At 72.8% G+C, this 9802-nt stretch carries 8 protein-coding genes; 2 read left to right on the forward strand and 6 right to left on the reverse strand.

Annotated elements, in window-relative coordinates; genetic code table 11:
• Window positions 1-220 precede the first annotated feature (220 nt).
• From AE652_RS05150 to AE652_RS05165, 4 genes are all read right to left on the reverse strand, one after another.
• A complete protein-coding gene (locus tag AE652_RS05150; protein WP_049649930.1) occupies window positions 221-1822 on the reverse strand; it encodes an IS1182 family transposase in 1602 nt (533 codons plus the stop codon).
• Window positions 1823-1950: 128 nt separating this feature from the next.
• Window positions 1951-2700, reverse strand: a complete 750-nt coding sequence (locus AE652_RS47890) for a helix-turn-helix domain-containing protein (protein ID WP_049649931.1) — start codon at window positions 2698-2700, stop codon at window positions 1951-1953.
• Between the two features lie 10 nt (window positions 2701-2710).
• Window positions 2711-2953 (reverse strand): hypothetical protein, encoded by a 243-nt coding sequence (locus tag AE652_RS05160; RefSeq protein ID WP_049649932.1) that lies wholly within the window; start codon window positions 2951-2953, stop codon window positions 2711-2713.
• Between the two features lie 548 nt (window positions 2954-3501).
• On the reverse strand, window positions 3502-3996 hold the full coding sequence (locus AE652_RS05165; RefSeq protein WP_082345283.1) for a carboxymuconolactone decarboxylase family protein: 495 nt from the start codon (window positions 3994-3996) through the stop codon (window positions 3502-3504).
• Window positions 3997-4259: 263 nt separating this feature from the next.
• Between AE652_RS05165 and AE652_RS05170 the strand changes: the two genes are divergently transcribed.
• Window positions 4260-4778 carry a hypothetical protein gene (locus AE652_RS05170; protein WP_049649933.1) on the forward strand — a complete coding sequence of 173 codons (519 nt, stop codon included), beginning with the start codon at window positions 4260-4262 and terminating at the stop codon, window positions 4776-4778.
• Window positions 4779-6009: 1231 nt separating this feature from the next.
• On the opposite strand, the gene AE652_RS05175 is transcribed toward AE652_RS05170, so the two are convergent.
• A complete protein-coding gene (locus AE652_RS05175) occupies window positions 6010-7113 on the reverse strand; it encodes an NADH:flavin oxidoreductase/NADH oxidase (RefSeq protein WP_049649934.1) in 1104 nt (367 codons plus the stop codon).
• 210 nt (window positions 7114-7323) lie between these two features.
• Here AE652_RS05175 and AE652_RS05180 point away from each other — a divergent pair, with 210 nt between their 5' ends.
• Window positions 7324-7749, forward strand: coding sequence for an NUDIX domain-containing protein (locus tag AE652_RS05180; RefSeq protein ID WP_049649935.1), 426 nt, complete (start codon window positions 7324-7326; stop codon window positions 7747-7749).
• A gap of 113 nt (window positions 7750-7862) precedes the next feature.
• On the opposite strand, the gene AE652_RS05185 is transcribed toward AE652_RS05180, so the two are convergent.
• Window positions 7863-9275, reverse strand: coding sequence for an MFS transporter (locus AE652_RS05185; RefSeq protein WP_049649936.1), 1413 nt, complete (start codon window positions 9273-9275; stop codon window positions 7863-7865).
• Between the last annotated feature and the right edge of the window lie 527 nt (window positions 9276-9802).

Raw genomic sequence — 9802 nt, forward strand, 5'->3', positions numbered from 1 at the left:
GGAGAACAGTGGCGGGTGGCGTATCCCGCGATCTGGTTGAAGGTGGGCATCCCGAGATCGACCGCCGAAGCCGTGCGGGCTGTGACGGCGTCCGTCTGGACGAGCTTGTCATTGGCGCCGGCGAGGCTGGTTTCGAGGCGAGGAGTCCTGAGCCCCAACCGCTCGACGTGGGAAGTCGATCCCGCGACTCTGCTGGCGAAGTATTCGATCTAGGTCAGGCTCAGGCCGTCGTTGCGATGCCGTGTTGGGTGCAGAGTGTGTGGATGCGGGTGGGGCGGCGGCTTGGTCTGGTGGTGGTGTCGAAGTGGGCGCCGAGTCGGCGGATGTTGACGGCCATGCCGATGAGGACGTTCTGGAGGTGGGTTTTGGCGAGGCCCCGGTAGCGGGATCGTCGCAGGCCAGGGCCTCGGACCGCTTGTGAGACGGTGCCCTCGATGCCGGCGCGGGCCCGGTAGGCCTCACGCCATCGGGGGGTGTCCTGTTCGGCCTGCATCCGTGTCCGGGCGGTATGGATCGGTTCGGGATGGATCTCCAGGACCCGGCCGAGGTGAGGGGCGCCGGTGGTGCACTGGGCGCGGATCGGGCAGGGGCGGCAGTCCGCGCGGGAGAAGGCGACGCGGATCAGGCCGTCCTTCTTCGGCCGCATGGAGATGCTGGTGGCCCCGGCGGGGCAGTGGGTGACGCCGCTGTGCCAGTCGACGTGGAAGTCCTTGGGGGTGAACGTGCCGCCCCGGGCGCCCCGGCCGGTCTGGACCGTGACGGGGGCGACAAGGGAGATGCCGCGTTCCAGGGACGCGCCGATGCCGGGCCCGCTGGGGTAGCCGGAGTCGAGCAGGTGCTCGCCGGGTTTCAGGTCCCGGGCGATGAGTTTGTCCTGGACGGGGGTGACGGCCGTGACGTCGGGTTCGGTGGCGGGGGTGGTGTGGACGTCGGTGACCACGTGCGGCAGGCCCTCGTCGCAGGACTCGGTCAGGTGGCCCTTGGAACCGGTCCATTCCATGCGTGCGGCGCCGGGCGCGCCTTTGGTGCTGTAGCGGGCGTCAGGGTCGTGGGGTGAGCGCACGCGCTGTGCGGAGGGCGGCAGTTCCTCGGTGTCCCGGTAGCGCAGTCGGCCGGTGGCGGTGGCCTCGAAGTGCTGGTCCCACAGCTCGCGCAGGATTCTGACCTGCGGGAGGCCGTTCATCCGCACGGCGTCGGGGTCCGTGTCGATGGCGGCGATCAGGCTCTGCCCGTCGGCGCCGATCTGCTCGGCGAGCTTGAGGGCGGAGGCGCCTCTGCGGCGCAGGAGCCTGCCGGTCTCGACCTTGCGGCCGTAGCGTTCGTCCCAGCCGGGCCCGAGCAGCGGCACGACCAGGCCCGGGTCGGTGCGGGCGATCTCCTCCAGGGCCGCGCGCAGGGCCTCGCCCAGGCACTCGACGCGGTTCAGTGCGCGCACGCAGGCCAGCACGTGGGTGGAGTCGGTGCGCTGACGGCCGCCGGCCCGCACCAGGCCGGCGGCCTTCAGACGTTCCAGCATCAGCGAGAGCAGGGCATCCGCCCGGTTCCCGGCTGCCAGGCGGGCCCGGAACTCGCACAGCACGCTGGCATCGAAACCGGTGTACTCCAGCTCCAGTCCCAGCGCGTACTTCCAGGAGATCCGGTCGGCCACCGCCACCGCGGCGTCCCGGTCGGAGAGGTTGTGCAGGAACTGCAGGACCGTGACCATCGCCAGCAGGGCCGGCGAGATCCCGGGCCGTCCCAGGTCCGCGTACATCTCCTCGAACTCACCCGTGGTGAAGTCCACGTCGCTGAACAACGGACCCAGCGCGTCCCGCACCCGCATCTCGTCCGTCCCCCGCGGATGAACCCGGCGAGCCAGCGCCACCGTCTCCGCCGGAATCCCCGACACACCACCAGGACGCAACACGACCCACCCCCACAGACAGCCAACCCACCCCGACCAGCAGACACTTACCGTCCCACGCCCAACCCAACCGACTTCGCCAGCAGAGTCGACGGGCCGACTTCCTGCGCCGGGCGGCTGCCGAGGGCGCGGCGCAGGTGCCGGATCTCCGCGTGGGCCTCGGCGAGTTGGCGGCGGACGTCGGGCTGGGAGGACGGCGGGGGCGGCGCCCCGGTGGTGCGGCGCAGGGCCGCGACCCACTCGTCCTCCTCCGCCGGGTCCACCCCGCAGGCCCGGACGAACTCGACGAGGACCCGCTCGGTGCAGTCCCGCTCGCCCGCCAGCACCCCGTGCAGGGTGCTGCGCGGCAGGTGGCTCACCGCGCCCCGCACCGCGCGGGTCTCCAACTCGCGCAGGGACGGGCTCCCGGCGCGCAGCCGCAACCGCCGCATGGCGACGAGCAGTTCGGAACGCTCCGTGACGTACCGCAGGGCCCGGTGCGCGGCCGGTCCGCAGCCCTCGACCTTCCCCCTCCGGCCGGGCCGGCGGGCGTCGGCGCGCAGCCACAGCCGCTCGGCGGTGCGCACCGAGCCGCCGCAGGCCCGGACGTAGGCCTCGGTGACCGGCCAGGTCGGCACCGTACGGCCCTCGTCCGCGCGGGAGAGGGTGGCGAGGGAGACGGGCCGGGTGAATTCGACGGTCTTGCGCGCCATCTGGCTGTAGGTGAGGCCGGAGCGCTCGCGCAGTCCGCGCAGCCACCGCGCGAGCGTCCGGACCTCCTTGTCCTGCTCAGCCAGGGCGCTGTTCAGGCGCCCCACCGGCCGCCTCCTAGCGGGCCCGGTGGACGGTGAGCGCCTCGGCCAGGCGGCGGACCAGCTCTATGCCGAGCAGTCCGGCACCGGCCAGGGTGGCGACGGCGGTGCGGGCGGGGGTGCCGAGGGTGGTCAGGGCGGTGGTGAGGAGGAGGACGACGACCACGAGCACGGTGGCCGGGACCGGCACCGGGATGCCGGGGGCCGTCCGGACCTCGACGCACGCCGCGTTCGCGGCCGGGGTGTACTGCTGTTCCATGCGGTCTCCGCTTCGCTGGGTTGCGGTTGCTGCCACTCGACCGGGGTCCTCGCGCGTGCCCGTCCGGCCTTCCAGAGCCGGGCGGGCTGGACACCCACGCACAGGGTCGCCGTGTACCGCGGGGGCGGTCCAACGGTTTACGCCGCCGTTTCTCGCCTTGTCCCAGCCGGAATTGAAAAACCGTCGGAAGGAATGCGCAGCTCACGGCCGTCCGGCCGTCCGCACCCCCGGGTCCCGCTGCCCGCCGTGTCCGACCTCCCGCGCACTTTCGGGCTTGCCGCGAGGAAATCGAAACGCCATCCTCAGTGGATATCGGCGGGGTGAGCGCCCCGCACCAGCCCCGCCCCCGGCCAGGAGCCGGAGGCGCCAGGGCCCGGCGCGGCATTGGCCTGTCGCGCCCCATGCACGCGGTCTCCCCGGCCGTTGCCACTCGACACCACCCAGGGGATCCGGCTTGCCCTGTTCCAGCAGGGCGGGCCAGCTGCGGCACCTTCTGCCGCGCCGAAGTCCGCACCACTGGGCCGGTCGGTCCGTCGGCCGGCTGCCGGTCAGTCGGTCGGCCGGCCCGCCTGCCGGTCCGTCGGCCGGTCCTCCCGCTGGTCGTCCCGCCGGTCGTCCTGCCGGTCCGCCGCGACCGGCAGCAGGCCGCGCTCGCCGAACACCTTCTTGGCGACGAAGGTGGCGTTCAGGGCCTTCGGGAAACCGCAGTAGCCGGCGGAGTGCAGCAGCGCCTCGACGATCTCCTGCGGCGTGAGCCCGACGTTCAGCGAGGCGTTGACATGGACCTCCAGCTGCGGCTCGCACCCGCCGAGCGCGGTGAGCATGCCCAGGGTGACCAACTGCCGATCGCGCGGCGGCAGCCCCGGCCGGCTGTAGATCTCCCCGAACCCCCAGGCGACCACCTGGTGCCCGAGCTCCGGACTGACGTCGCCCAGCGCGTCCACCACCCGCCGCCCGACCTCGCCGTCGATCCGCTCCAGCACCTCCAACCCGTGCGCGAAACGCTCCCGGCGGACCTCGGCCTCGTGCGCGGACCTGCTCATCGGCGCCGCTCCTCTCCCGTTCCCGCGCCGCCGACCACGTGCGGCGGCGACCACGGCAGAAACCGTAGAACTTGGAGTGCGCTCCAACTCAAATCCGACACGCAACCCGCCCCCGCAGGAAAATTTGCGGTCGAGACCCCCTGAAATGCCATCACTGCGCCCTGGCTGAGCCGAAAGATTTCCTGCGGCCGTACCATCCGAGGGAACGGCCGCAATCCCTGCGGCCGCACCCCGAGTCCCGAGTCCCGCGAGACGGAGTCGCCATGCCCCCGAACGTCTTCCGCAACGGCATCGGACGGCTGCTCCCCTCCCGGGGTCCTGACGGCCTGAGAGTCTGGAGCATCGACCAGGCACCGAGGAGCACGCTGTACGGCGCCCCCGTCGAGGCCACCATCCTGCTCGAAGACACCGACGACCTCGACCGGGCCGACCTCCCCCTGGTCGCCGAGGTCCTCGGCAGGATCGACCACTACCTCGAGACGGCGCTCCACTTCGTGCGCGAGGCAGTGGCGGCCGACCCGGCCCTCTTCGGCCTCACCGAAGCGGAGTCGCGGCCCTACCTCCGCCTGCCGGCCGCGGACTTCCCACTGGACTCCCCCCAGCTCAACTTCTACCTCGACGAGTGGCACCTCCACTTCGCCGAAGGCCGCCTGCCCATCTGCGACCCCTACGGCCTCGCGGTCGTCTTCGACGGCCAACAGCCACTGAGAGTGGAAGACCTGAGCGACGCCACCCCCATCGACCCCGACACCACCGAGATCCCCGGCCGGCAGAACGCCTGACCCACCCCTCGCCCACCCGCAGTTCCCCGGGCCCCAGCCCGAAGAGCTTGCCGGGTGGGCGCGCGGGCCGGAGCGGAAAGTCGGCGGGCCCGACTCCCCACGCCGTGCCACCCGCTGTAGGAAGCCGGCAGGTTCGATTTCCTGCGCTGCGCCGGTCCAGCCGCCCCTCGTCCACCGCAGATCGGCTGGCACTTCCTTATCCCGGGTGTTCGGGCCCGACCTGCACCGCTTCGGCGGGTGGGCACGGGGGTTGGAGCGAGAAGTCGGCGGGCCCGACTTCCTGTGTGCTTCGTTGCTCCGGACCCCTTGCCCCTGATCCGCTGGGTGGGGATGTGGGCGGGGTGATTGAGGAGTCGGTGGGCTCGACTTCCTGTGTGCGGCACTCCCATCACCCCCCACATCGCTCTGCCGGGTGGGGGTGGGGGTTGGAATGGAGTGAGAAGTCGGAGGGGTCGACTTCTCGTGCCGCATCGATGTTCGCCGGGCGCAGCTCGGTCAGCCTCGCTCGTCCGCCCGCAGGTTGGCTGGCAGTCCCTCTTTTTGGGCCCCGGCCTGCGCGGCGTGGCGGGTGAGCACGGAGGCTGGAGTGGGAAGTCGGCGGGTCCGACTTCTCGTGCTGCGCGACTCCGCTCCCTTCCGGCTTCGCTGGGTGAAGGCGGGTGAAATGGGAGTCGGATGGCTCGACTTCCCACGCTGTGCTGGTCCGTTGATGGCTGCGGCGAGCGGATCGGAGTGAGAAGTCGATGGGGCCGACTTCCTGTGCTTCGCTGCTCTGCGCCCTCGACCCTGCTCCGTTGGGTGGGGATGCGTGGGCGGGTGAGTGGGAAGTCGGTAGGGCCAAGGTCTCGTGCGCGCGGGGCGGCTGGTGGGGGAGCGCCCGTGCGAGGTGGATCGGGAAGTCGGCGGGCTCGACTTCCCGTGCTGCGTTGGGAAGTTGGTGGAGCGACTGCGGTGAGCGGGGCGGAGTGGGAAGTCGGCGGGTCCGACTTCTCGTGCCGGGTAGGGCAGTTGATGGGGAAGTGCCCGTGCGAGGTGGAGTGGGCAGTCGACGGGGTCGACTGCCCACTGTGCTGCGCTGGGCGGTTGGTGGGGTGGGTGAGCGGGCCGGAGTGGGAAGTCGGCGGGGCCGACTTCCCATGCTGCGCGGGCGGTTGGTGGGGAAGTGCCCGCGCGAGGTGGAGCGGGAAGTCGGTCGGGCCGACTTCCCGCGTTGCGCGGGGCGGGGCGGGGGTCAGGAGCGGTGGTACTGGATGGGGGTGGTGACTTCGGCGCCGAGGGTGGTGGCGGCGTGGCGGGCCCAGTAGGGGTCGCGCAGCAGTTCGCGGCCGATCAGGACGGCGTCGGTGCGGCCTTCGGTGAGGAGGGCCTGGGCCTGGGTGGGGTCGGTGATCAGGCCGACGGCGGCCACCGGCAGGTCGGTCTCGCGGCGTACGGCCTCGGCGAAGGGCACCTGGAAGCCGGGCGCGGCCTCGATCCGGGCGTCGGGGACGAGGCCGCCGGTGGAGACGTCGAGCAGGTCGACGCCGTGGGCCCGGAGCTCCTTGGCGAGGCGGACGGTGTCCTGGGAGGTCCAGCCCTCGCGGCCGTCCTCCGGGTTCTCGGTGAGCCAGTCGGTCGCGGACACGCGGAAGAAGACCGGCAGGTCCTCGGGCCACACCGAGCGGACGGCGTCGACGACCTCCAGCGCGAAGCGGATGCGGCCCTCGAAGGAGCCGCCGTAGCCGTCGGTGCGCCGGTTGGTGTGGGGGGAGAGGAACTGGTGCACGAGGTAGCCGTGGGCGCCGTGGACCTCGGCGACCTGGAAGCCGGCGTCGAGCGCGCGCCGGGCGGCGTCGGCGAACTGCCGCACGATCTCGCCGATCTGCTCCTCGGTGAGCTCGTCCGGCGTGGTGTGGGCGGGGGAGAAGGCCTCGGCGCCGGGGCCGACCGGGGTCCAGCCGTGCTCCTCGTCCGGGGCGACGGGGCGTCCGCGGTCGACCCAGGTGCGCTCGGTGGAGGCCTTGCGGCCGGCGTGGGCGAGCTGGATGGCCGGGACGGTGCCCTGGCTCTTCAGGAAGGCGGTGATCCGGCGGAAGGCGGCGGCCTGCTCGTCGTTCCAGATGCCGAGGTCGTACGGGCTGATGCGTCCCTCGGGGCTGACCGCGGTGGCCTCCGTGATGATCAGCCCGGTGCCGCCGGCGGCGCGGGCCGCGAGGTGGGTGAAGTGCCAGTCGGTCGGGACGCCGGCCGCGGCGCCGTCCGGGGCCGCGCTGTACTGGCACATCGCCGGCATCCAGATCCGGTTGGGGACGGTCAGGGACCGCAGGGTGAGCGGGGCGAAGAGAGAGGTGCTCATGTCGGACTCCCGGTGGGGTCGGCTGACGCCAGGACGCAGGTGAAGCAAGGATGCGGGGTGGAGCAAGGGACGCAGGGCGATGCAAGGGCGAGCATGCAACTTTTGCAGCTGCATTTACATTCGTAAACAATAGTTGCGTGCGCACGGACTCGCAAGGGTTCCCCGTCGGCGCGCCCTCCCGAAACCCTCCCACCTGCGACAATCGCTTCCATGATCGAATCCGCAGCCACCAGCATCCCGGAAACGCCCCTCACCGTCGCCGCCGCCGCGATCATCCAGGACGGCCGGCTCCTGGTCGTCAGCAAGCAGGCCGCCCCCGAGGTCTTCTACCTCCCCGGCGGCAAGCCCGACCCCGGCGAGGACGCCCTCCAGGCGCTGGCCCGCGAGCTGGGCGAGGAGCTCGGCGCGGCCCCGGTCGACCCCCGCCACCTCACCGACATCCGCGCCACCGCCGCCCTCGAAGGCGTGCCCATGCTGATGGCCGTCTTCACCGCCACCCTGGACCGCGAGCCCGTCCCCGCCGCCGAACTCGCCGACCTGCGCTGGACCGACGGCCGCGACGACACCCTGCGCCTGGCCCCCGCCGTCCGCGACCACCTCCTGCCCCTGCTGCGCGAACGCGGCGACCTGGCCTGACCCGCAGGCCCGGCCCGCCCAGAGGCCCGAAGACCCGCAGGCCCGCAGGCCCGCAGACCGCGACGGCCCCCGCCCAGGCGGGCGGGGGCCGGAACGGCACGGACGGTCCTCCGTCAGCGCGCCGTCTGCGCCACCCGCTGCGCCGGAACGGCGCCCCGCGCGGTCCGCGCGCCGGCGGAGGCACCAGCAGGGGCAGCAGGGGCAGCCGGGGAGGCGCCCAGCGCGGTGCCGCGGGTCTCCTCCGCCCACGCCACGCAGACCAGCAGCCCGAGGGCGGTGACCCCGGCGGCGATCAGCATGGTCGGGCCGGTGCCCAGCCCGGTCAGCGACAGCGGCAGCAGGTAGGTGCCGACGGCCGCGCCGATCCGGCTCACCGAGGTGGCGACGCCCACGGCGGTGGCCCGGATCTCGGTCGGGAACAGCTCGTTGGGGTACGTCCAGTCGAGCACGTTGGGCCCGCCGCACAGGAAGGCGTACGCGCACAGCGCCAGCAGCGCGATCGCGGCCGGGGCGGTGGGCCACACGCCCAGCAGCGCCAGCGGGACGGTCATCAGCGCGAAGGACCAGATGATGACGGGCCGCCGGCCGCGGGTGTCGATCAGGCGCAGCGCCGGGTAGCAGCCGAGCAGGAAGACGAGGCTGATCAGGCCGGTGCCGAGGGTCTCCATCACGGTGCCGCCCGGCATGCCGAAGGAGGAGAGGATCTGCGGGCCGAAGGTGAGCATCGCGAACAGCGGGCCGACCTGGCACATGAAGAACAGGCCGCAGAACAGGGTCCGGCGCCGGTAGGGCTGGGTCAGCAGCAGGCGCAGTCCGGCGGGGCGGCCGCGCTCGGCCGGATCGGGCATCAGCTCCCGGCCGTCGACCCGGACCCCGAGGTGCTTCTCGACCACCCGCACCGCGTCGCCGACCCGCCCGTTGGCGGCCAGCCAGCGCGGCGACTCCGGCGAGCCGCGGCGGATCACCAGGAACACCACGCACAGCACCGTGGAACTCGCCAGCATCCACCGCCAGCTGCCCGGCCCGGCCAGCTCCAGGAACAGGTAGCCCACCACGTAGGCGAGCACCGAGCCGGCGTACCAGGCGACGATCTGCTGCCCGAGCAGGCGGCCGCGCTTCTTGGCGGGCAGCCACTCGGCGAGCAGCGAGGTGGCGATGGGGTAGTCGGCGGCCACGGCCATGCCGAGCACGAAGCGCAGCAGGGTGATCGCCCACACCGCGTCCACCCAGAAGGAGAGCACCGAGCAGGCGACCATCACGAGCAGGTCGGCGGTGTACATCACCTCCCGGCCGATCTTGTCGGTCAGCACGCCGAAGAGCGCGCCGCCGACGAACATGCCGACCAGGGCGGCGGCGCCGATCAGGCTGACCTCGGCGGTGGAGAGCCCGAGGTCCGGGCGCATCCCGATCAGGGCGACGCCGACGATGCTCAGGATGTAGCCGTCGAGCAGGGGTCCGCCCGAACAGGCGAGGGCCAGCCTGCGGTGGAACGCGGTATACGGGGCGTTGTCGATGGTCTGGGACATGTACTTGGGGTCCTCCGGAGCGTACGGCACGCACTGCGCACCGTGCGCCGGGTAGACGGCAGGGGAAGACGCCGCCCACCTCGGACGGCGCCACCGCCCGGTCACAACGGGCGACCGTCCACGGTTGCCCCGGTTCCGAGGGGGCGCCACCGGGGCGAAGGTCGAGGGGATTCGCGACCAAGGTCCCGAAGCGGACGGGCCCTTCGCCCGTGCCGCCACGGCGCCCGCCCAGTCCCGCCACGGGGCCGCGCCGCCGGGCGCCGCGGACGCGCGCCGGACGTGACCCTGGTCACTTCGGACCGTCAACGGCCCCTGGAATGTGGCCCATTCCACACCGGGGCGGTGCCCGTCCGTATGGGACCGACCCCGCCGCGTCACCGCCGGGGCGCCGTCACGAGCCCGCCGTGAGCGCGGCGTCAGCCCGTTGTGAGCCCGTCGTCAGCTCCTCTCCGAGGGCCGCCCGCGCCCGCGCCCGCGCCCGCGCCCGCGCCCGCCAGCGGCACGGCGACGTCCGCGACGTGCTCCTG

Origin of the sequence: Kitasatospora sp. MY 5-36 (assembly GCF_001182915.1) — a bacterium.
Classification (GTDB): domain Bacteria; phylum Actinomycetota; class Actinomycetes; order Streptomycetales; family Streptomycetaceae; genus Kitasatospora.

What these genes read in the sequence shown, in the direction of transcription:
- AE652_RS05150 (WP_049649930.1), bottom strand. Translation starts at nt 1,822, where the DNA reads ATGCGGGTGCGGGACGCGCTGGGTCCGTTGTTCAGCGACGTGGACTTC.
- AE652_RS05160 (WP_049649932.1), bottom strand. Translation starts at nt 2,953, where the DNA reads ATGGAACAGCAGTACACCCCGGCCGCGAACGCGGCGTGCGTCGAGGTC.
- AE652_RS05165 (WP_082345283.1), bottom strand. Translation starts at nt 3,996, where the DNA reads ATGAGCAGGTCCGCGCACGAGGCCGAGGTCCGCCGGGAGCGTTTCGCG.
- AE652_RS05170 (WP_049649933.1), top strand. Translation starts at nt 4,260, where the DNA reads ATGCCCCCGAACGTCTTCCGCAACGGCATCGGACGGCTGCTCCCCTCC.
- AE652_RS05175 (WP_049649934.1), bottom strand. Translation starts at nt 7,113, where the DNA reads ATGAGCACCTCTCTCTTCGCCCCGCTCACCCTGCGGTCCCTGACCGTC.
- AE652_RS05180 (WP_049649935.1), top strand. Translation starts at nt 7,324, where the DNA reads ATGATCGAATCCGCAGCCACCAGCATCCCGGAAACGCCCCTCACCGTC.
- AE652_RS05185 (WP_049649936.1), bottom strand. Translation starts at nt 9,275, where the DNA reads ATGTCCCAGACCATCGACAACGCCCCGTATACCGCGTTCCACCGCAGG.